The 21,018-nt window shown below is 65.6% G+C and carries 20 protein-coding genes; 5 read left to right on the top strand and 15 right to left on the bottom strand.

Annotated features, from left to right (window positions below):
• Positions 1-16: 16 nt before the first annotated feature.
• Complete coding sequence (locus tag UNPF46_RS03990; RefSeq protein WP_142249171.1) at positions 17-877, top strand: alpha/beta hydrolase; 861 nt, start codon at positions 17-19, stop codon at positions 875-877.
• A 111-nt stretch (positions 878-988) separates the two neighbouring features.
• Here UNPF46_RS03990 and UNPF46_RS03995 read toward each other — a convergent pair whose 3' ends face one another.
• The 10 genes from UNPF46_RS03995 to UNPF46_RS04040 form a co-directional block, all read right to left on the bottom strand.
• A complete protein-coding gene (locus UNPF46_RS03995; protein ID WP_349628165.1) occupies positions 989-1,345 on the bottom strand; it encodes a Rieske (2Fe-2S) protein in 357 nt (118 codons plus the stop codon).
• The gene (locus tag UNPF46_RS04000) at positions 1,338-2,042 is read right to left on the bottom strand and encodes an ABC transporter ATP-binding protein (protein ID WP_174719222.1); all 705 of its coding nucleotides are present in this window, start codon (positions 2,040-2,042) and stop codon (positions 1,338-1,340) included. The genes UNPF46_RS03995 and UNPF46_RS04000 overlap by 8 nt, the downstream gene beginning before the upstream one ends.
• On the bottom strand, positions 2,035-2,817 hold the full coding sequence (locus tag UNPF46_RS04005; protein ID WP_181769762.1) for an ABC transporter ATP-binding protein: 783 nt from the start codon (positions 2,815-2,817) through the stop codon (positions 2,035-2,037). The genes UNPF46_RS04000 and UNPF46_RS04005 overlap by 8 nt, the downstream gene beginning before the upstream one ends.
• Positions 2,817-3,863, bottom strand: a complete 1,047-nt coding sequence (locus UNPF46_RS04010) for a branched-chain amino acid ABC transporter permease (protein WP_142249118.1) — start codon at positions 3,861-3,863, stop codon at positions 2,817-2,819. The genes UNPF46_RS04005 and UNPF46_RS04010 overlap by 1 nt, the downstream gene beginning before the upstream one ends.
• Complete coding sequence (locus tag UNPF46_RS04015; protein ID WP_181769763.1) at positions 3,860-4,732, bottom strand: branched-chain amino acid ABC transporter permease; 873 nt, start codon at positions 4,730-4,732, stop codon at positions 3,860-3,862. The genes UNPF46_RS04010 and UNPF46_RS04015 overlap by 4 nt, the downstream gene beginning before the upstream one ends.
• Before the next feature lie 290 nt (positions 4,733-5,022).
• Positions 5,023-6,177, bottom strand: coding sequence for an ABC transporter substrate-binding protein (locus UNPF46_RS04020; protein ID WP_181769764.1), 1,155 nt, complete (start codon positions 6,175-6,177; stop codon positions 5,023-5,025).
• Between the two features lie 77 nt (positions 6,178-6,254).
• The gene (locus UNPF46_RS04025; protein ID WP_142249120.1) at positions 6,255-7,454 is read right to left on the bottom strand and encodes a xanthine dehydrogenase family Fe-S subunit; all 1,200 of its coding nucleotides are present in this window, start codon (positions 7,452-7,454) and stop codon (positions 6,255-6,257) included.
• Positions 7,451-8,287 carry an FAD binding domain-containing protein gene (locus UNPF46_RS04030; protein ID WP_142249121.1) on the bottom strand — a complete coding sequence of 279 codons (837 nt, stop codon included), beginning with the start codon at positions 8,285-8,287 and terminating at the stop codon, positions 7,451-7,453. Before UNPF46_RS04030 ends, UNPF46_RS04025 begins: the two co-directional genes overlap by 4 nt.
• On the bottom strand, positions 8,284-10,677 hold the full coding sequence (locus UNPF46_RS04035) for a xanthine dehydrogenase family protein molybdopterin-binding subunit (RefSeq protein WP_142249122.1): 2,394 nt from the start codon (positions 10,675-10,677) through the stop codon (positions 8,284-8,286). Before UNPF46_RS04035 ends, UNPF46_RS04030 begins: the two co-directional genes overlap by 4 nt.
• A 9-nt stretch (positions 10,678-10,686) precedes the next feature.
• A complete protein-coding gene (locus UNPF46_RS04040; protein ID WP_142249123.1) occupies positions 10,687-11,964 on the bottom strand; it encodes an amidohydrolase/deacetylase family metallohydrolase in 1,278 nt (425 codons plus the stop codon).
• 161 nt (positions 11,965-12,125) lie between these two features.
• On the opposite strand from UNPF46_RS04040, the gene UNPF46_RS04045 reads away from it, so the two are divergent.
• The 3 genes from UNPF46_RS04045 (at position 12,126) to UNPF46_RS04055 (ending at position 15,290) form a co-directional block, all read left to right on the top strand.
• Complete coding sequence (locus UNPF46_RS04045) at positions 12,126-12,620, top strand: MarR family winged helix-turn-helix transcriptional regulator (protein WP_246668589.1); 495 nt, start codon at positions 12,126-12,128, stop codon at positions 12,618-12,620.
• A 289-nt stretch (positions 12,621-12,909) separates the two neighbouring features.
• A complete protein-coding gene (locus UNPF46_RS04050) occupies positions 12,910-14,328 on the top strand; it encodes a cytosine permease (protein ID WP_181769765.1) in 1,419 nt (472 codons plus the stop codon).
• A gap of 20 nt (positions 14,329-14,348) precedes the next feature.
• Positions 14,349-15,290, top strand: coding sequence for an acetamidase/formamidase family protein (locus tag UNPF46_RS04055; protein WP_502705480.1), 942 nt, complete (start codon positions 14,349-14,351; stop codon positions 15,288-15,290).
• A gap of 43 nt (positions 15,291-15,333) precedes the next feature.
• On the opposite strand, the gene hydA is transcribed toward UNPF46_RS04055, so the two are convergent.
• From hydA to UNPF46_RS04080, 5 genes are read right to left on the bottom strand one after another with little or no spacing between them, the layout of a single operon-like run.
• A complete protein-coding gene (hydA, locus tag UNPF46_RS04060; protein ID WP_181769766.1) occupies positions 15,334-16,743 on the bottom strand; it encodes a dihydropyrimidinase in 1,410 nt (469 codons plus the stop codon).
• 11 nt (positions 16,744-16,754) lie between these two features.
• Positions 16,755-17,486: a maleate cis-trans isomerase family protein gene (locus UNPF46_RS04065; RefSeq protein ID WP_142249127.1), complete on the bottom strand. Its 732-nt coding sequence runs from the start codon at positions 17,484-17,486 to the stop codon at positions 16,755-16,757.
• 10 nt (positions 17,487-17,496) lie between these two features.
• Positions 17,497-18,273 (bottom strand): ABC transporter ATP-binding protein, encoded by a 777-nt coding sequence (locus UNPF46_RS04070; RefSeq protein ID WP_100180357.1) that lies wholly within the window; start codon positions 18,271-18,273, stop codon positions 17,497-17,499.
• Positions 18,273-19,124, bottom strand: coding sequence for an ABC transporter permease (locus UNPF46_RS04075; RefSeq protein ID WP_142249128.1), 852 nt, complete (start codon positions 19,122-19,124; stop codon positions 18,273-18,275). The genes UNPF46_RS04070 and UNPF46_RS04075 overlap by 1 nt, the downstream gene beginning before the upstream one ends.
• Positions 19,108-20,112 carry an ABC transporter substrate-binding protein gene (locus tag UNPF46_RS04080; RefSeq protein WP_142249129.1) on the bottom strand — a complete coding sequence of 335 codons (1,005 nt, stop codon included), beginning with the start codon at positions 20,110-20,112 and terminating at the stop codon, positions 19,108-19,110. Before UNPF46_RS04080 ends, UNPF46_RS04075 begins: the two co-directional genes overlap by 17 nt.
• A gap of 198 nt (positions 20,113-20,310) precedes the next feature.
• Here UNPF46_RS04080 and UNPF46_RS04085 point away from each other — a divergent pair, with 198 nt between their 5' ends.
• Positions 20,311-21,018: a GntR family transcriptional regulator gene (locus tag UNPF46_RS04085; protein WP_100180354.1), complete on the top strand. Its 708-nt coding sequence runs from the start codon at positions 20,311-20,313 to the stop codon at positions 21,016-21,018.

Genomic DNA, 21,018 nt, shown 5'->3' on the forward strand with positions numbered 1-21,018 from the left:
ATTGTCCGGAGTGATGATGATTGAGAATACTCATTCGGCAGGTCGACCGCTCGATCCGCGTTCCGCATGGTCCGGGCTGTCCCAGGCAGAACGCGACGCCGCCTATGACAACAACGCGGCCGTCAAGAATAGCGCGGCCCTGATCGCCGAACGGAACGCAGCCTCCAGCCGGCTGCGAGGCTCGCTGAGATCCCATCTCGATCTGGCCTACGGTCAGCGGGCGAACAACAAGATCGATCTCTACCCCGCCGCCAGGCCTGAGGCGCCCTGCCTGGTGTTCCTGCATGGCGGCTATTGGCAGCGCAATTCGCGCGAATTGTTCGCCATGCTCGTCGAAGGCATCGCCGCCCACGGCTGGTCGGTCGCGATTCCCGGCTATTCGCTGGCGCCGGAGGTATCCCTCACCGACATCGTCGCCGAAGTCCCTCGCGCGCTCGACTGGCTTGCCGCAAATGGCCCATCCTATGGCGTTGCCGGACCGGTCGTCTTGTCGGGCTGGTCCGCCGGAGCCCACCTCGCAGCGATGGCGCTGGACCATCCGAGTGTTCATGCGGGACTGGCCATCTCGGGCGTGTACGAGCTCGCCCCCATCCGCGATACCGGCCTCAACAATGCGCTGAAGCTGACGGATGAGGAAATCGCCGCGCTTTCGCCGCTGCGCCTGCCCGTCACATCGAAGCGGCTCGACATCGCCTATGGCAGCAACGAACTGCCGGCGCTCGTGTGCGATTCCATCAATCTCCACGACAAGCGCGTGATGGCGAAGGCGCCCGGCAAGCTCATTCCGGTCGACGGTGCCGACCATTTCACCATTCTCGAGGCCCTGCGGCGACCAGACGGGGTCCTCGTCGACGCCGTCCGCGGGCTGCTGGACTAAATACGCGAAAACAACCCCATGCACAGTAGAGATGCCGTTGTTTTTCAAGGACAAATTCTGCAGGCAGGTCGGCATCTTCGATCATGTTGACCGGTCGGGCAAAACAGGGGCCTAACGCCGCGCCTGCTGCTCCCGCGCTTCCACGCAGATATGTTCGCCCGTGATCCATGTCGGGTAGAGCCGCAACGGCGGGCTCGGCCATCCCGGATTGATCGCCCCGTTGCGCAAATCGAACGATGCCGCGTGACGCGGACAGAACAGCCGGCCGGCCCTCACCTCTCCGAGAGCCAGATCCGCCTGTTCATGCGGACATGCGCGGTCACATGCGACGACATCGCCGTCGTTCCAGATCACCAACAGGTCGAGGCCTGCAACATGTACGCGAACGACCGTCTCCGCTCTCAGGCGGTCCAGCTTGCAGACCGGCGTCCAGCCCAGGCCAGCTGAACCGGGGCCATCGTCATCCACCGAGATAGGCCTTCCGCACATGCTCGTTCTCGATCAGCTCGGAACCTGCGCCCGACAGCACGATGCGGCCGTTCTCGAGCAGATAGGCGTGGTCGCACATCTCGAGCGCGGCGAACGCGTTCTGCTCGACCAGCAGCACCGTGGTGCCGGCATCGCGGATGCCACGGATGATCGCAAAGGTGCGCTCGACGATGTTGGGGGCAAGACCGAGCGAGGGCTCGTCGAACATGACCAGCCGCGGCCGCGACATCAGCGCGCGACCGATCGCCAGCATCTGCTGCTCGCCGCCCGACAGCGTGCCCGCGGCCTGCCGGCGCCGTTCGGCCAGCCGCGGAAATTCCGCATAGATGCGGTCGCGATCGGCCGCGATTTCGCCAAAACCACGGCGGAGGTAAGCCCCCATGTCGAGATTTTCCTCGACGCTCATATGCGGAAACACGCGCCTTCCTTCCGGACAATGCGCGATCCCGCTCGCCAGCACGCGCGGCGGCTTCGCGCCGGTGATGTCGACGCCCTCGAACCGCATCTGCCCCGCGCGCGGCGGCACGAGGCCGGAAATCGCACGCAGCGTCGTGCTCTTGCCGGCGCCGTTGGCGCCGATCAGGGCGACGAGCTGCCCGGCCTTCACGTCCAGCGAGATGCCGCGCAGCGCAGTGACGCCGCCATAGCCGCACACCATGTCGCGGATCTCAAGCACGCGCCGCTCCATGTCCGAGATAGGCCTCGATCACGGCCGGATCGTTGCGGATCACATCCGGTGTCCCCTCAGCAATGATGCGGCCGTAGTTCAGCACCACGATACGGTCCGAGACCGTCATCACCATCGGCATGTCGTGCTCGACCAGCAAAATCGTGATGCCGCGGTCGCGAATGCTGCGAATCAGCTCGACGAAGCGGTGGGTCTCCGAGGCATTCATGCCCGAGACGGGCTCGTCGAGCAGCAGCATCGAGGGCTCTGCCGCCAGCGCCAGCGCGACGCCGACGAGGCGCTGCTCGCCGTAGGACAGCGAGCCGGCCGTATCGTGCGCGCGGCGCTCGAGCCCCACCCACTCGATCAACTCGCTCGCGCGTTGCCGCAGCCTGCGTTCCGAGGCGCGCGCGCCCGGCAGCCCGAGGATGGCATCGAGCAGCCGGACCCGCCCCTGACGATGCAGGCCGATCAGGAGATTGTCGTAGACGGTGTCGTTGGGAAACACGGAGGTTCGCTGAAAGGTGCGGATCAGGCCGAGATCGGCGATCTCGTGCGGCTTCAACCCTGATAGCGTCGTGCCCTGATAGGTGACGCGGCCCGCGCTCGGCGTCAGGAATCCGGTCATGACGTTGAAGGCGGTGGTCTTGCCCGCACCGTTCGGCCCGATCAAGCTGACGATCTCGCCCTCGCCGACGGTAAAGCTCATGTCGGAGATCGCGACCAACCCGCCGAAGCGGACGGCGACCTGATCGATGGTCATGGCCACGCTGCGCGCCGTCATCACGCTGGCTCCTTGGCGCCGGTGTCGGTGAGCGCGACCGGCGCCAACGCCGCGGCCCCGCTCCGCCGCCGGGCGAAGCGCTGCGCGAGCGACGGCACGATGCCGCGCGGCAGCACGAACAGGATGGCGATCAGCACGCCGCCATAGGCGATCCACTGCGCCTCCGGCGCCATGACCGGCCGTAGCGCAACCGGCAGCAGCCCGAAGATCAGGCCGCCAACGACGGGACCAGCCAGCGAGCCCTTGCCGCCTGAGATCACCATAATGACCATGGTGACGGTGTTGATGAAGGCAAACACCTCGGGGTCGATGATCCTGATGTAGTGCGCATAGAGGCTGCCGGCAGCACCGGCAATGGCCGCCGAGATCACGGCCGCCAGCGTCAGCGTCCTGGTGACATCGATGCCGACGGAAACCGCCAGCGTCTCGTTCTCCATCAGCCCGCGCATGGCGCGGCCGAAATGGGAATGAACGAGACGCGCGATCAGGAGATAGGCGATCAGCGCGACCACCAGCACGAGATAGTAGTTGTGAAACTTGGTGCGCAGCGTCAGCTCGCCGAAGCCGGGCAAGGGCAGCGCAATCGAGGGAATGTTGGTGAGTGCCAGCGGACCCTGCGTCAGCTCGACCCAGTTCAGCGCGACCAGCCGGACGACCTCGGCAAAAGAGATGGTCACGATGACGAAATAGGCGCCGCGGACGCGGAAGGAGAGCAACCCGACGAAATAGCCGCACGATCCGGCGACCAGGATTGCCAGAACGAAGCCTGCAATCGGCGGCCAGGACGTGTGAACCAGACGGAAGCCTCCGGGCAGGCCGGCGTCGAAGCCAAGCGACGTCAGCGCGCTGACATAGGCACCGATACCGAAGAAAGCGATGTGGCCGAGGCTGAGCTGGCCGGTGAAGCCGAGCAGCAGATTGAGGCTCATCGCGCCGATGACGAAGATGCCGGTCGTGATCAGCGCATTCAGCAGGTAGGGATCGCGCAGCCAGAGCGGTACCGAGGCAAGCGCAGCGACCACGAGGATGGTGACGGCGGCTCTCATCCAACCCGCTCCGCGCGCGCAAACAGGCCCGTCGGCCGGAAGATCAGGACCGCGATGATGATCACGAAACCCATGGCATCGCGGTAGCCTGACGAGACGTAACCCGCCCCCAATTCCTCGGCCAGCGCCAGGATGAAGCCACCGATCACTGCGCCCGTGATGTTGCCGAGGCCCCCAAGGATGACGATGGCGAACGCCTTGACGGCGGCCAGATCGCCCATCTGCGGGAAAATCACGTAGACCGGTCCGAGCAGCGCGCCGGCGGCGGCGGCAAGGCTGGAGCCGATCGCGAAGGTCGAGGTGTAGATCATGTCGACATTGACGCCCATCAGCGAAGCCGTGTCGTGGTCCTGGAACGTCGCCCGCATCGCACGTCCCAGGCTGGTCCTGTTGATCAGGAGGTAAGTCACCAGGATCAACATCGCGGCCGCAGCGAGCACGAACAGGCGCAACCAGGAGACAGACACCGGCCCGAGCACCAGCGGCGCCTCAGGGAATGGCGTTGCCACCGATTTGGCGACGCCGCCCCAGATCCACAGCGCGCCCGACTGCATCGCGATCCAGGCGCCGATCATGACCAGCATCGTGGTGTCGATGTCGGAGCCGCGCAGCGGTCGCAGCAATGTCAGCTCGATCGCTGCCCCGAGCAGCCACCCGGCAAGCACCGCGACGGGCAACGCCACGAAGAAATTCAGCCCGAGCTGCTGCACCACGATGAACATGATGTAGGCGCCAAATGTGTAGAGCACGCCGTGCGTGAAGTTCACGACGTTCATGATGCCGAAGATCAAGGTCAGCCCGATGCCCAGCAGCGCATAGGTGCCGCCGAGCACGAGCATGTTGACCAGATGCTGGAGAAATTCGCTCAAAGCCGTTCCTGGATGAATCGTAGTGAATTTGGGCTATCGCATATGACGGTGGGCGGCTGCCGGATGAGGTCGGCCTCGATGGTTCGAGACGCCCGCTTTGGCGGGCCCCTCACCATGAGGATCCAATATCTCGCTGCAAAGCCCGACCTCATCCTGAGGGCCCGCCGCAGGCGGGAGTCTCGAAGGATGGGCCGCAGGCGAGCTGCCCGCCACGCTTCCCTTCATATGCGATAGCCCTGTGTAGTGAGGCGAGAGCGGCGATGCACCGCCCTCGCCCGCGACTACGTGTGTTAGAGCGTCTTCATCTCGACCTTGCCGTCGTTGATCTCGATGAGATAGACGTTCGGCTGGCTCTGGCCGCTCTCCTTGCCTTCGGGACCGGACTTGCGGAACACGATGTCGCCGTTCAGCCCCTTGATGTTGATGTTCCAGAGCGCCGCCTTGATCGCGGCCGGCTCGGCCTTGCCCGCTTTCTCGATCGCGGCTGCCGCCGTGCGAATGCCGTCATAGCCGCGGAAACTCTCGGTGCAGCCGGCGAACTCGAAGCCGCGCTTCTTCCATTCCGTGATGAAATAGTTGGTGGCTTCCGGGTTCGGCGTCTTGTCCGGGAACCAGGGCAGGAAGGTGGTCAGATGCATGGTGCCGTTGGCCGCCGCGCCCGCCTGGGCGATGATCTGGTCCGGGTTCTGCGAGCCGCCGGTGGTGATGATGCGCTTCTTCAGGCCGAGTGCGGCCGCCTGCTTGAAGATCAGGGTGAGCTGATCCACCGCGGTGGTGACGATCACCGTCTCGGAATCCGAGCTCTTGATCTTGGAAAGCTGCGCGCTCATGTCCTGCGCACCCTGGTTCATGGTCTCGACGAGGCCGATAGTGATGCCCTTGTCCTTCATCATCTTGCTGAAGTCCTCGGCGGTGCCGCGGCCCCAGTCGTTGTTGATGACGAGGAAGTCGACCTTCTTCAGCGCAAGCTTGTCGACGATGCCCTTGAACGCGGCGGCCTCGACCGCTGACGGCGGCGATATCCGGAAGATGAAGGGATTGCCCGTCGTCGTGATCTTGCCGGAGGACGAGGTCTCCACCACCATGGGTGTCTCGTATTCGATCAGCTTCGGCATCACCGCGAGCGTCAGGCTCGAGCCCCAGGCGCCCATCAGCACCGGCACCTTGTCACTGGTGATGAGCTTCTCGGCGACGGCGGCAGCTTCCGTCGGGTTACTCTTGTTGTCTTCGATGACGAGCTCGATCTTCTTGCCCAAGATGCCACCCTTGGCGTTGATCTCGTCGGCGGCGATCTTCGCGCCGTTGACGACATAGGTGCCGGAGGCCGCGAACGCGCCGGTGAGCGGCTCATTGACGCCGATCTTGATGGTCTGCGCCCCTGCCGGGCCGCCGAACAAGGCCGTCGCCAGCGCGATTGTCCCAACCAGTCCGAGTGCTCGTGTCATGTTGTCTCTCCAAATCCCACGCTGTTGATATCCAGGGTCGTCCGAGGCTTCGTCACTCCGCGGCGCCGGCACGCCGATCATTCCGCACCATCTTTTCCAGTGAAGACGCGGCCAAACATGCGCACCAGCCGGGCGTGCAGAACTTCCGAGATCATTGACCAGAAGCTGAGCTCGGCCGCGGTCACCTGCCCCGGCGCTGTGCCGGACAGGTGGCGGTCGAGATTGCCCGCGAACTCCGCAACCAGGCGCTTGGCTAGATCGCGCACGAGGCCGGGCCGGCCGACCTGGGCCAACATTCCCGAGAGCGTGTAGCCGATCGACAGCTCCACGGCAGTCGCCGCGCCGCCTTCCAGCGGAAGCAGGCGGTAGCGGATCTCTCCTTGCGTCGCCGAACGGCTGCGCTGGTCGGTGCCGATGCCGATGATGCGGCCGGAGAACGTTGCGGGATCGCGTTCGACGCGCGCGGCGCCCTCAAAGGACGCCGCGATCGGCCCGAGCCGGACGCGGATCGCGCCTTCCACGCGCTCCGGCGTTGGCGGCGCCTTCAGCGATACGCCGGGAAGGCAGGATGCAATACCAGCGACATCATCGAACATCGCGAACACCTTTGCGGGTGCGTGCGGCAGCGTGAAGCGCTGGTTCAGAACGGTCGCCGGAGTGAAATCGGGAATGGCACCCGGCGCGACACTGTCTGATGCCGCGGCCAACGCCTGCGTCGCGGGCTGCGGCCCATTTTGACCAGATGTGGCACGCCCTGAACCGGCAGGACCAAGGATGGTCCGGCCGCCATCGGCAAGCGGCGCGATGTTGCGCGCACGCCTTGCTTCGATCACGGACTGAACGGCCCGCACAATTCCGACATAGCCGGTACAGCGGCAGAGATTGCCGCTGAGGCCGACACGGATGCGCCGCTCATCGGCATCGGGCAGACGCAGCACCAGATCGCGCGCCGAGACCAGCATCCCCGGGGTGCAATAGCCGCACTGAAGGGCATGCTCGCGGGTGAAGGCTGCGCGCAACTCGGTCGTGACCTCGTCCTCATCGAGCCCTTCGATGGTGGTGATGTCGGCGCCCGCGCAGGCCACGGCATAGGTGATGCAGGAGCGCGCCGGCACGCCGTCGAGCAGCACGGTGCAGGCGCCGCACACGCCGTGCTCGCAACCGAGATGGGTGCCGGTCAAGTCCAGCCTATCGCGGACGAAATCGGCCAGGCTGGTCCGCGGCTCGGCCAAGATTTCGACCGCACGGCGATTGACCTGAAGCGCGATCGTGGTCATGCCGCGGCCTCCAGGAGGGCGCGCTTCAACACGCTGACATGGATGTGACGCTGCGCGGCGTCGTCGATGCCGGCCTTGGCGAGAAGCGCATCGGCGACCCTGATGTCGAAGCACTGCTTGTAGTCGCCCGCGATCCGTCCGCCGAACAGCTCGGCGGCGTCGGTGACGACGATCGGCGTCGTATCGATCGCACCGATCACGACGCGCGCCGAGGCAGCGGTCGGATCGATCAGTACCGCGGCGATGGCGTGGGCGAACTCGCCGGTCTTGCGGCAGCTCTTGGCATAGCCCCAATGGGCCGAGGCCGCCCGTGACGGGACGTGAATCGCCTCGACGATTTCGCCCGCACGCAGCGCCGATTCCAGGGCGCCGACGACGAAGGCCTCGATCGCCATCGTGCGAGCGCCGGCAAGGCTGCGCAGCGTCACGCGCGCGCCCAAGGCGGCGAGCGCCGAAATCCAGTCCGCAGCGGGATCGGCATGACTGAGCGAGCCGCCGATCGTGCCGCGGTTGCGCACCGCACGGTAAGCGATGTTGGCGGCGACGCCGCGCATGGCGCCGCGGGTCACGTCGGCCGTGCGCCCGTCCTCGATGTCGGCATGGGTGACCAAGGCGCCGAGCACGAGTTCGCCGCGGGAAACCTCGGCCCGCTTGAGCTCAGCCAGGCCGGAAATGTCCACGATCAGCTCCGGCTGCACCAGCCGCAGATTGAGCATCGGTCCGAGCGACTGGCCGCCGGCGATGATCTTTGCCGAACCGCCGCTTGCGGCCAGCATCGACAGCGCGGCGTCGAGATCGCGCGGGCGCTCGTAGGCGAAGGGCGCCGGTTTCATGCCGCGCTCCTCTCAGTCGCGCGGGCGGCCAGCACCGCTTCGACGACGCGATGCGGCGTGATCGGCGACTGCATCAGCTCGACGCCGAGCGGACGCAGCGCGTCGTTGACGGCATTGGCGATCGCGGCCGGCGGCGCAATCGCACCGCCTTCACCGATGCCCTTCACGCCGAACTGCGTATAGGGCGACGGCGTTTCCATGTGGTCGAGCCGCGCGGCCGGAACCTCGGTCGGGCCCGGCAGCAGATAATCGGCGAGCGTCGTCGCCAGCGGCTGGCCGGAGGCATCGAACGGCATCTCCTCGTAGAGCGCGGTGCCGATGCCTTGCGCGAGACCGCCGTAGATCTGCCCGTCGACCACCAGCGGATTGACCAGCACGCCGCCGTCCTCGACGATCACATAGTCGAGGATCTCGACCTCGCCGACATCAGGATCGACCGCGACCACGGCCGCGTGCGCGGCATAGCTGAAGGTCCCGCTGTCGCGGACGGGCTTGTAGCCCTGGGTCACTTCGAGCCCGCCAGGATCGACATCGGCCGGGAGATCCTGCGGGCGACGATACCAGGTGTGGGCGATGGTCTGGATGTTGACGCTGCCATTGACGCCGCGCACCTCGCCGTTCTGCAACACCACGGCGGCCGGATCGTGCTGCAACAGTTTTGCGCCGATGCGCCTTGCGCGTTCGCCGAGCTCACGGCAAGCAGTCGCCACCGCGCCGCCGGCCATCACCATCGAGCGTGAGCCCCAGGTTCCCGTCGAATAGGGCGTCATCGCGGTGTCGCCGAGGATGATGCGGATCTTTGCAACGTCAACGCCAAGGATCTCGTGCGCGACCTGGGCAAGCGTCGTTTCCATGCCCTGCCCGTGCGAATGCACACCGACGCGCAATTCGAGGCCGCCGTCCGGCGTCAAGCGTGCCGAGGCCTGCTCATGACCCGGCACCATGGGGATGCCCCAGCCGGAATAGACCGAGGTGCCGTGCGCCGCCTGTTCGCAGTAGATGGAGACGCCGACGCCGATGCGACGACCGTCAACCTCGCCCAGCCTCTGCTTGGCACGAATGGAATCGACATCGATGGCGGCGAGCGCGCGCCGCATCGCTTCCGGGTAATCGCCGCTGTCGAAATGCTTCCTGGTGATGTTGTCGAACGGCATCTGCTCCGGCAGCACCAAATTGCGCAGCCGCACCTCGCCGGGCTCGAGCCCTGCTTCGGCCGCCACGAGGTCGAGCATCAGCTCCAGCGCGAAACAGACGCCGGTGCGCGCGACGCCGCGATACGGCAGGATCGGGCATTTGTTGGTGGCGACCGAGAAGGTGCGGCAGCGATAGGCCGGCATCTTGTAAGGGCCGGGCAAGATGCTCGCGATCTGCGCGGCCTCGAGACAGGCCGAGAACGGATAAGACGAGTAGGCCCCGGAATCCACCGTCGCCTCGCAATCGATTCCGCGCAGCGTGCCGTCGCGGTCTGCATAGACCGTGATCTTGTAGTGATGCTCGCGGCAATTCGAGCTGGCGACGAGATGCTCGCGGCGATCCTCCAGCCAGCGCACGGGATGACCGTTACGCATGGCCAGCCAGGACAGGCAGACCTCCTCCGGCAGCAGAATGCCCTTGTGGCCGAAGCCGCCGCCGACATCCGGCGAGATGACGCGGATCTGGCCTTCCTCCATGCCGAGGCATTCGGCAAGGCCGCTGCGCGTGATGTGCGGCATCTGTGCCGCCGAATGCAGCGCGAGCTGGTCGAGCCGCCGGTCGAAGGTCGCGACCACGCCGCGACCCTCGAGCGGCGACATGCATTGCCGTGCCGTCGAGATCTCGCGCGTGACCTTGATCGGCGCATCGAGCGCGGCGGAGATGTCGACCTCGTAATTGGTCTCGAGGAAGACGTTGTCGCCCCAATGCTCATGCACCAGCGCCGAGCCGGGCTCGCGCGCCTTCAACATGTCGTAGACCGCGGGCAGCTCCTCCAGATCGAGCATCACCGAGGCCGCGATATCCTCTGCTTCGGCGCGCGTCGGCGCAAGGCACATCGCGACGAGCTCGCCGACCTGGCGCACCTTGCCGGTGGCCAGCACCGGCTGCTCGGAGATCTTGAAGCCCGGCAGCCCCGACATCGCGCGGATCGGCTTGATCCCGCCGAGATCGGCGGCCGTAAACACGCTGCCGCGATAACGCTCAGGCACATGGATGCCGCGAATGCGCGCATGCGCCAGCGGGCTGCGCACGAAGGCGACGTCCTGAAGGCCCGCGAGCCTGATGTCAGCGACATACTGGCCGCGGCCGCGCATCAGGCGGTCGTCCTCCTTCCGCGGCAGTCGTGCGCCAACGCCCTGCCCGGATTTGCCAGAAGGAAACTCTCGCTCGTTGCGCAACCCCGCGCCCTCCTTCACCGCGTGGCCTTAAGCCGCGACAGCCTGCGGCAGGATCGGCGCGACTGCGTCGAAGCGCGTGCCGGCGCGCAGGCAGAAGGCCGGCTGCAGCAGGCGCTCGGCGATGACCTCGTTCTTCTCGTTGTCGGTGAGGACGAAGCGGCCGTTCTGCTCGGTGAGCACGGAGACGTCGGCGTCCATTCCGACCTTGAGGGCTCCGATCTCCCCACTGCGGCCGAGCATCCTGGCAGGATTTGAGGTGACCATCGGCACCACCTGCTCCAGCGACAGGCCGAGCGCCATCATCGAGCTCATCGCCTGCACCAGGCTGAACTTGGCCTGTCCTGCGAACGGATGGTTCTCCTCGTCCTCGTGCTGGTCGGGCGTTCCGGCCGGCGCGGGCACATGCGTGTTGTAGCCGTGAATGTCGGCACCGAGCGTGGTCGGAATGATGCCGGCGGCGATCGCCTTCCTGGCGAGCCGGTAAGAGAAGTGGCTGCCGTGGCCGACGTCGACCTTGAGGCCGCGCTCGAGCGCGGCCTGGATCACCGGATGCACCTCGCCCTCGCGGTTGACGAAGCCGCCGGGATGGCGCGTGAACGGATGAGCGAGAACATCGCCTTCACGCAAGAGCGGGATCACGCGCGTAAGAATGGTGTCGGCATCCTCGCCATTGGCGCCACTCTCGGGCAGGCCCCAGAGCTGGCCGAAATGCACGTAGACCGGAAGATCGGCGCGCTTGCCGATCTCGGCCGCCATCTCGATGACGCGGATGCCCCAGCGCGCAAAGCCGCCGATCTCGGCGTGGGCCTTGATGCCGCGCACGATATCGAGATTGGCCGTCGCCGCCTTCACGGTCGCATCGATGTCGACGCCGTCGGGGCTGTAGAGCTGCGGATAGAAGTGCCCTTCGAGGCCGCCGACGAGATAGGCGGACAGAAAGGCATAGACTCGTGAGGCCGCGGGCTCCGCGATGAAGTGACGAAAGCCGGGCAGCGTCATGCAGGACGGGCCGCCCTGATCGACCAGCGTCGTCACGCCCGACTGCACGCCGACCATGTCGGGATTCATGCCGAAGCGGCCGGAGACATACTGATAGACATGTGCATGGGTGTCGATCAGCCCGGGCAGCACCAGCTTGCCGCTGACGTCGACGATCTCCTTGGCGCTGCTCGGCAGAATGTCGGACGCGACGGCTGCGATCTTGCCGTTGCGGATGGCGACGTCCTTGATGCCATCAACGCCGGAGGCCGGACAGATCACGCGGCCGCCTCGCAGCAGAAGGTCGAAGCTGGCAGTGACGGACATGGCGTCCTCCTCTATCTCATCCATCTCGCGCAGGCGGATGCCCGCGAATTACGAAGCATGCTTCGTATTCTGCAAAAGCAAGCCTCGTGCCATGATCTGGCGGTGGCGGGCGCGTTCGAATCGAGCTAATCGCAGGGGGTTCCGGGTTGGGAGAGCGTGCATTGCGGCAAGCAAAGAAGGGTCGTAGCCGGGCCAAGCACCGCCCCTGGCCATTGTCGCAGCGGCCCGGCTATCTGATCCGTCGACTGCATCAGATTCACGTGGCGCTGTTTCAGGAAGCCTGCGGGCAGTTCGAGGTCACGCCACTGCAATACAGCTTGCTTTCGGCGCTGGCGGTGCGCGAAACCGCCGATCAGACCACTTTGGCGGCCGATATTGCGCTCGATCGGACTACGACGACCGGCGCGCTGAAGCGGCTCGCCGCGCGGCATCTGGTCGAGCGCGCCGTCAACAAGGACGATCGCCGTGCGCGCTTGTGCCGATTGACCCCGGCCGGCGCAGCACTGCTGGTCAAGATCGAAGGCGCGGCGCGGCAGGCGCATCGCGCCACGCTCGGCGATCTCAGCGAAAAGGAACAGGCGCTCTTCATTGAAATGATGCAGCGCATCGTCGCCGGCAATCCCACTCGCGACAGCGCTGCTGCCATATTCGACTAGACGCAGCTGCTGCCGTTTTGGGTTTGGCTGCTTAATTTATCATCGTACCGCTGCCCGGCCGTGCAACGTCCTCCACGTCCTGCCGGCACGTTCGGACGGCGGAGCGACGGCTCGAACGCGGCGCAACGAGCCCGCGCGTGACGGCGGCGTGCGCTTGAAATTCCAGTAGCAATCGAGCCCGTACCCGATTGCATTGGGCCTCGGCGCACGCCCTGTTCCGACCGCCCCATAACCCATGGCACGATTTATGCTGCCACGATGCGAAGCGTGCTTCGTATTGGGGGATGTCATGACGGATTCCGAACTTCGCGCTGATCTTCACAGCATCGAGCCAATTCCCGACGCGGACCGGGACTCGACCGGGCCGCAGCAGATGTGGATCTGGGCCGGCGCCAACATCGCGCCGGTGAACTGGGCGCTCGGCGCGCTCGGCATCATTCTGAAACTCGGCCTGATGGAAACGATCGCGGTCATCGTGCTCGGCAACATCGTGGGATGCGCGATCTTCGCGACCTTCACGGTGATGGGGCACAAGACCGGCGTCAACCAGATGGTGCTGAGCCGCTCCGCGTTCGGAGTCCGCGGCGCCTACCTGCCGAGCATCCTGATGTTCCTGATGACGCTGGGCTGGATCGGGGTCAACACCTACTTCCCGGTCAAGGTCTCGATGGGCATCCTCGGGCAGTTCGGCGTTCCCGACACATGGCCGGTCGAGATCGCCGTCATCACGCTGGTGATGGCAGTGCAGGTACTGATCGGAATCTACGGCTTCTACGCGATCCGCACCTTCGAGAAGTACACGGTGCCACCGACCATCGCCATCATGGTGCTCATGAGTGTCCTCGCATGGACGCGCCCGGGTGTCGTCAACTGGAACCTGACGACATCGCTGCCTCCGGGGGCACATCTGGCGATGCTGACGCTGCTGACCACCGCGATCGGGGTCGGCTGGGGCATTTCCTGGGTGACCTGGGCCTCCGACTATTCGCGCTTCGTGCCGAAGAGCGTGCCGTCGAAATCCGTGTTCTGGTACAGCTATGTCGGCATGTTCGTGCCCACGGTCTGGCTCGGCATTCTCGGCGCGACCATCGCCTCGACGACGCTGGACACCGATCCCGCCAAGATGGTGAGCGCGGTATTTGGTGGGCCCGTCAGCATCCTGGTCCTCCTGATGGTGCTGCACGGCCCGATCGCCACCAACATCCTCAACGTCTATTCGGCGACGTTGGCGGCGCTCAGCGCGGGGCTGAAATTCTCCCGTTTCTGGCTCACCGTCATCGTCGGCGTCGCCGGCTATCTGGTCACGCTGTACTTCATCTTCGCGCCGTCTTTCGCGAAAGCGTTCGACAACTGGATGATCAGCCTGCTCTTGTGGATGAGCCCGTGGGCCGGGGTGGTGCTGGCCGACTTCTTCATCAAGCGGAAGGGCAAGATCGACATCGCCGAGCTCTACCGCTCGCCGGAGACCAGCGCCTATGGCGACATCAACTGGGCCGGCATGATCGCCTTCCTTGCGGGCCTCGTCGCCGGATGGCTGGTCGAAGACGGCCTCGTCGGCGCGCTGCAGGGGCCGATCTCGACCAATCTGCTCGGCGGTGCCGACCTGAGCTGGCTGTTCGGCATCGGGGTTGCGGGCCTCGTCTATCTCGGGCTCGGCAAGCTCGTGACTTCGCCCGCCTCGATCGTCGCGAGCAGCGCAGGCAGCTAGCGGCAGGCAGTGACGGTAGACTGATGGACCACGTGCTGCGATCCATTCCCGGAAACGTCCAGTGGGGACTCTGGGACGGACGATTGAAGCCGGTGCTCCGGATCGCATCCGGAGACCGGGTGACCATCGAGACGCTATCGGGCGAACCGGACGATCTGCCTGATCCATCGCTCGGTTTTGAGGTGGTGCCTGGACATGCGGAGGTGCTGGCAAGCGCCTTCCGCGGTCCGGGCCCGCATCTTCTCACGGGGCCGATCCATGTCGAGGGCACTGAACCCGGCGACGTGCTTGAAGTGCGCGTGCTGAATATCGAACTACGCTGCAATTGGGGCTGGAACCTCCAGGTGCCGACGCTCGGCACGCTGCCCGAGGATTTTCCCGAGTTTCGTCGCATCCACATTCCGCTTGACCGCGCGCGTAACGTGGCGCGCCTGCCCTGGGGACAGGAGCTGCCGCTGTCCCCCTTCTTCGGCAATTTCGGCGTCGCGCCGCCGCTCGCCTGGGGCCGGTTGTCCTCGAAGGAGCCGCGGGCGTTCGGCGGCAACATGGACAACAAGGAGCTCGGCGCAGGCAGCACGCTGTATTTTCCCGTCTTCGTGCCGGGCGCGCTGTTCTCCGCCGGCGACGGCCATGCGCTCCAGGGCGACGGTGAGGTCTGCCTGACGGCGATCGAGGCCGCGCTCACCGGCACCTTCGAATTCCACGTCCGGCGCGATCTTCGCCTCGCCTCCCCGCGCGCGGAAACCGCGGTCGACTGGATCACGATGGGATTCGACGAGGACCTCGACGATGCCGCCAAGGCGGCGCTGCGCGACATGATCGCGCTGATCCGCGAGAGGAGCGGCCTCAGCGCGCAGGACGCCTATACCCTCTGCTCGATCGCCGCCGACCTGCGCGTCACGCAGCTGGTCGACGGCAACAAGGGCGTCCACTGCGTTCTGGCAAAATCCCGCATGCCCTGACCGCGCCCTTCTCTAGACCAGGCGCCAAGCGAGCCGCGCCTGATCAGATCAGGCTCGACTTGCCGCGGCTCAGCACCTCGCCTGCGCCCTTGTCGCCGACGATCTTGCCGCGTTCGTACACGACGCGCCCCCGCGCAATGGTGGTGACGGGCCAGCCGGTGACGTCAAAACCTTCCCAAGGCGTGTAGTCCGCGCCGTGGTGCAGGTCGGCCTGCTGGATTTTCTTCCGCAGCTTCGGGTCCCACAGCACGACATCGGCATCGAAGCCAACGCCGATCGAGCCCTTGCGCGGATACAGGCCATAGATTCGGGCGTGGTTGGTCGCGGTGAGCTCGACGAACTTCTGCAAGCTGATGCGTCCCTTCGAGACGCCCTCGGAGAACAGGATCGGCAGCCGCGTCTCGACGCCGGGAATGCCGTTCGGCACCCAGCGGAACGAGGTGCGGGCGTTCGGCGTCAGCTTGCCCCTGGGATCGTCGTAGCGGAACGGGCAGTGATCGGACGAGAAGGTCTGGAACACGCCTGTGGTGATGCCCTCCCAGATCGCCTGCTGGCTCTCGGCATCGCGCGGCGGCGGCGAGCAGACGTACTTCGCGCCCGTGATGTCCATGTTCAGGCCCTTCATGTCGTCGGCCGTCAGCGTGATGTATTGCGGGCAGGTCTCGGCATGAACAGGCAGGCCGCGCTGCTGCGCCCAGCGCACCTGCTCCATCGCCTCGCGCCCGGAGACATGCACGATCATGATGGGCACGCCGATTACCTCGGCATGGCTGATGGCGCGATGCGTCGCCTCGCGCTCGACCGCCTGCGGCCGCGAGACGCCGTGATAATAAGGCGCGATGTGGCCCTCGCGTTCGAGCTTCGAGGTCAGGAAGCGGATGGCATCGTAGCCCTCGCAATGGACCATGACCAGCGCCTCTTCGCGGCGCGCGACCTCAAACACCTCGAGCAGCTGCTTGTCGCTGAGCACGAGGTCGTCATAGGTCATGAACACCTTGAAGGAAGTGTAGCCGTCCTTGACCAGGGCCGGCAGCTCCTGCCCGAGCACGACCGCGGTCGGATCGGAGATGATGAGGTGGAACGCAGTGTCGATATAGCACTCACCTTCCGCGAGTTTGCGGTAGGTCTCCACGCACGTGCGCAGCGAGGTGCCCTTCTCCTGCAGCGCGAACGGCAGCACCATGGTGTTGCCGCCGGCCGCTGCTGCGCGCGTGGCCGAGGCGAAATCGTCGGCCATCACGACGTCGGGGCCGGAGGGCTGGGAGATGTGGACATGGCTGTCGATGCCGCCCGGTAGTGCCAGCAGGCCGGTCGCGTCGATCTCGCGCGCAGCACCTTCGAGATGATCGGCAATGCTGACGATGCAACCGTCGCGAATGCCGATGTCGGCGCGGAACTCGTCGCTGGCCGTCACGATGGTGCCGCCGCGAATGGCGAGATCGAGCTGAGTCACAGGCGCCTCCGTTACTTGATGACCGCTGGTGTCTGGAAGATCCGCCCCCACGGCGCAAGAGCGGAGATGTCCCCTCCGGCCAGCTCAAGGGTTCGCCACAACGTCACCGCGACCGAATCGAGCACGGCAATGTTCAATTCCCGTTCGAGCGAAGCCGCAAGCGCGGCCCCGTCGAGATTGGTGCAAAGGATAACAATCGCGTCGGCACCTTCCAACGCCACCGCGCGGATCATGTCCGCGATGGTCGCAGGCGCAACCTCGCCGAAGGAGAAATTGTCGCGCAGGCCCAGATGCCGCTCGGCGGACGGGGCAACGCCCTCCTCGGACCAGACATCGCCGATCCGCCGCTGCACGTCATCGGTATAGGGCGAGACCAAACCGATGCGTCTCGCACCGAGCGCGCGCGCGGCATCGATGCAGGCGAGCGTGGATGTCGTCGCGGGTACGCCCGTGCGCGCCGCGATCGCCTCGCACAGGCTCCGGTCGCGGCCGATGCCGAGCCAGCTCGCGGAGGTGCCGTTCCAGGCGATGGCATCGACTTTTGCGTCGGCCAGCAAGTCCGCCGCCGGCAGCATGACCGAGGCGTCGAACTGTTTCAGCGCCGCGGTATCGAGCGCAATCTCGGTGACGCGGAAGCGCGAGAAATGGGCGGTGACATCAGGCACGCCAGCGAGCATCGCGCTGGTGACGGGCTCGAGCACCGAGTTGGAGGACGGCGTGATCATGCCGAGACGCTTGCGCATGGTCTTAACCTTACGACGCCTGCGCAAGCCGCGTCGACTCCTCCCGGATCAGGGACAGGACGTGGCGCTTGGCGTCGTTGAATTCGGGGCTGGTGATGTCGCGCGGGCGCGGCAGGTCGAAATTGACGGCCTCGCGGATCCGGCCCGGCCTCTTGGTCATCACCACAATCTTGTTGCCGAGCACCAGCGCCTCATCGACGCTGTGGGTGACGAATACTATGGTGCAGCGCCGTTTCTGCCAGATCGCGACCAGTTCCTCCTGCATTTCGAGCTTGGTCTGGGCGTCCAGCGCAGCAAACGGCTCGTCCATCAGGATGACGCTGGGGTTCATGAGCAGCGCCCGGGCGATGCCGACCCGCTGGTTCATGCCGCCGGACATCTCGGAGGGATGATGGTGCTCGAAACCTCGTAGGCCGACGAGATCGATGAACTCCATGGCGCGGTCGTGCCGTTCGGCTTTGGCGACGCCCTTGAGCTTGAGATGGAAGGCGATGTTGTCGATCGCGGTCAGCCACGGCATCAGGGTCGGCTGCTGGAACACGACGCCGCGGTCGGAGCCCGGCCGCTCGACCTGCTTGCCGCCAACCAGCGTCCGCCCGGAGGTTGCCTGCTCGAAGCCGGCGATGATGTTCAGGAGTGTCGACTTGCCGCAGCCGGACGGGCCGAGCAGGCAGACGAAATCATTGGCCTCGATGTCGAGATTGATGTTGTCCAGCGTCAGGAGGTCGCGGCCGCGCCGCTTGTCGGAGAATACCTTGACGATGTTGCGAAGCTCGATTGCCGCCATCAGCCTGCCCTGCCCTGCACGGTGGTCGTCTGCTGCCAGCGCAGCGTGCGCGCCATGATCGCCTTGAGGCCGAGGTCGGAGAGATAGCCGAGCAGCCCGATCGAGATCATTGCCGCCAGCACGATGTCGTAGCGCAGGAAGTAGTAAGAGTCCCACAGCACGTAGCCGAGGCCGCTCTTGACCGCGACCATCTCGGCCGTGACCGTCAGCATCCAGGCCGAGCCGACCGCGATGCGCAGACCCGCAAAGATCGAGGGCAGCGCCGCCGGAAGCACGATGTCGGTCAACATCTGCCGCCCGTTCGCACCCATCATCGCGCCCGCGCGGACCAGATTATGGTCCACGGTCTTCACGCCATGGATCGCGTTCATCAGCACGGGGAAGAAAGCACCCAGGAAAACGAGGAAGATCGCCGGCTTGTCGGCGATGCCGAACCAGATGATGGCGAGCGGAATCCAGGACACCGGCGGGATCGGCCGCAGCATCTGCAGCGTCGGCTCCAGCGTCTTCTCGAACAGGCGCGACCAGCCGATCGCGACACCGGCGAGGATGCCGAGCAAGCTCGCCAGCGCAAAGCCGCCGAACACACGCAAAGCGCTGGCGAGCGCATCGCGCAGCCAGTGTCCGGAATAGGTCTGCGTGGTCTCGTCGAAGCCGAACACCCAGTCGCCGAGCGCGTGCAGCACGGCGCTCGGCGCCGGCAGCAGCGCGGGCGGAAGCACGCCGCTGCGGGCAAAAGCCTCCCAGCCTGCAATCAGCAGCGCCGGCACGATCAGGCGTTCGAGCCCCTGGATCGCCCGCGTCAGCCGAAGCGCAGGCCTTGCGGGCGAGACGTCAGTAACCGAGGTCATTCTTGGCCTTTCCGGTGGCCTGCTCCAGGAACGAATAGTCCATGTTTTTCTCCGCTTCCGCGGAGACGTCCTTCTGGATGTATTTGAGGTCGCGCATCATGGCGGCGATCGCGAGCGTTTGCGACCGGTGGATCGCAGGATCGGGCGAAGCGTTCTTCAGCGCCTCCGCCGCCACGTTCTTATCGAGGCCGGTCAGCTTGTTGATGACGTCGATCCACGGCGTCTTGTCGGCGGCCAGCTTGTTGTCGAGCTCGACCACGGCGCTGACGACGCCCTGAACACCAGCGCGCTGGCTGGCGATGACGTCAGAGCGCGTCACGATCAAATTGGTCAGATTGCCGGCCGCCTGGTCGTACGGCAGCACGAAGTGCTTGCCGGCACCGGCGAGCCGGATCTGCGAGGCGAATGGCTCGACCGAGCAGATCATGTCGACCTCGCCGCGTTGGAGCGCTGCAAGATGGTCGGAAGGGTTGGGGATGTTGATGAACTGGATGTCCTTGTTGGGATCGACACCCTGCTTGAGGAATGCGCCGCGCATGTGGATGTCCTGCGCGTTGCCGCGGGAGGCCGCGACCTTCAGCAGCTGACCGTCGCTCTTGCCCTTGGCGACGACGGCCTTGAACGCGGTCCAATCGTCGGGCGGCAGGCTCAGCTTCGCAGAGGAGAGACATTCCGAGCCGCCGTTGATCTGGCCGGACACGGCGACGACGTCAAAGCCCTTGTCGAGCGCGGTGATGTAATGGAGATAAGTCACCTGCGCGACGTCGATGCTCTTCGAGATCAGGGCGGTGAGCACGTCGTTGCCCGAGTTGAAGCCGGTGGCCTCGACCTCGACACCCCTGGCCATGCCCGGGATCAGCGACATCGGCAGGCAGTGCGCGCATTTGGCGTAGCCGAGCTTGATCTTCGCGGTCTGCGCAATGGCGAGGTCGCCTCCGCCGAATATCGCGGCCATCACCACGAGGCCCATTCGCAAACTCGTCCGCATTGCTCACTCCGTTTCGAAGGCGCGAGACCTCGCGCGTCTCGGGAGATCATCGGTCGGCCTTCGCGGCAGCGCAACGGGGATTCTGCATGCTGCATACAATTTGCGCGCTATGCCATTGTTTTCAGCGACATGCGTCGGTATTTTGGGCAAGCAAAGCGGCCGGAAACGGCTAGGATGAACTGAAGCAACGAGGCGCGCGTGCAGCAGAAGTCGGAAACCCCGAAGGGCCGAAAATCACCCAAACTCAAGAGGATGGGCTTGCATGAGCGCGCCGCCGCGCGGATGCGGACGATGATCATTCGCGGCGAGCTGGCGCCGGGCTCACAGACCCAGGAGACAAGGCTGTCGAAGGAGCTGGGCGTGTCCCGTACTCCCCTTCGTGAAGCCATGAAGGTGCTCGCGGCCGAAGGGTTGATCGAGCTTCGCCCCAACCGCAGCCCGCGCATCGCCGACATCGCGATCGCCGGCATCTCGGAGTTGTTCGAAGCGCTCGCGGGGATCGAACGGCTGGCCGCAGAGCTTGCCGCCGAGCGCGCGACCGAACGCGACCTCGCCCGCCTGCGGACGCTTCAGACCCGGATGGAGGGGCATCACCGCAACGGCAAGCTCGACGATTATTTTGCCATCAACGGCGAAATCCACAACACCATCGTCCGGATGGCGCGCAACACGCCGCTCCGCGAAGCGCACGAGACACTGATTTCCCGCGCCGAGCGTGCACGCTATCTGGCCCTGGGTGCCGACAAGCGCTGGAGCAATTCGGTCGACGAACACGCCGGTATCCTCGCCGCGCTCGAGGCGCGTGACAGCGAGGCGGCAGGACGCCTGCTCGGCGCCCATGTCCGCCAGACCGGCACCGCGCTGCTCGAAACGCTCGCGCCCAAGCCAAAACTGACGGCGGCATGA

The sequence above is a fragment of the Bradyrhizobium sp. UNPF46 genome (assembly GCF_006658625.1).
Classification (GTDB): Bacteria; Pseudomonadota; Alphaproteobacteria; order Rhizobiales; family Xanthobacteraceae; genus Bradyrhizobium; species Bradyrhizobium nitroreducens.

What these genes read in the sequence shown, in the direction of transcription:
- UNPF46_RS03990 (WP_142249171.1), top strand. Translation starts at nt 17, where the DNA reads ATGATTGAGAATACTCATTCGGCAGGTCGACCGCTCGATCCGCGTTCC.
- UNPF46_RS04005 (WP_181769762.1), bottom strand. Translation starts at nt 2,817, where the DNA reads ATGACGGCGCGCAGCGTGGCCATGACCATCGATCAGGTCGCCGTCCGC.
- UNPF46_RS04010 (WP_142249118.1), bottom strand. Translation starts at nt 3,863, where the DNA reads ATGAGAGCCGCCGTCACCATCCTCGTGGTCGCTGCGCTTGCCTCGGTA.
- UNPF46_RS04020 (WP_181769764.1), bottom strand. Translation starts at nt 6,177, where the DNA reads ATGACACGAGCACTCGGACTGGTTGGGACAATCGCGCTGGCGACGGCC.
- UNPF46_RS04025 (WP_142249120.1), bottom strand. Translation starts at nt 7,454, where the DNA reads ATGACCACGATCGCGCTTCAGGTCAATCGCCGTGCGGTCGAAATCTTG.
- UNPF46_RS04030 (WP_142249121.1), bottom strand. Translation starts at nt 8,287, where the DNA reads ATGAAACCGGCGCCCTTCGCCTACGAGCGCCCGCGCGATCTCGACGCC.
- UNPF46_RS04040 (WP_142249123.1), bottom strand. Translation starts at nt 11,964, where the DNA reads ATGTCCGTCACTGCCAGCTTCGACCTTCTGCTGCGAGGCGGCCGCGTG.
- UNPF46_RS04050 (WP_181769765.1), top strand. Translation starts at nt 12,910, where the DNA reads ATGACGGATTCCGAACTTCGCGCTGATCTTCACAGCATCGAGCCAATT.
- UNPF46_RS04065 (WP_142249127.1), bottom strand. Translation starts at nt 17,486, where the DNA reads ATGCGCAAGCGTCTCGGCATGATCACGCCGTCCTCCAACTCGGTGCTC.
- UNPF46_RS04070 (WP_100180357.1), bottom strand. Translation starts at nt 18,273, where the DNA reads ATGGCGGCAATCGAGCTTCGCAACATCGTCAAGGTATTCTCCGACAAG.
- UNPF46_RS04075 (WP_142249128.1), bottom strand. Translation starts at nt 19,124, where the DNA reads ATGACCTCGGTTACTGACGTCTCGCCCGCAAGGCCTGCGCTTCGGCTG.
- UNPF46_RS04080 (WP_142249129.1), bottom strand. Translation starts at nt 20,112, where the DNA reads ATGCGGACGAGTTTGCGAATGGGCCTCGTGGTGATGGCCGCGATATTC.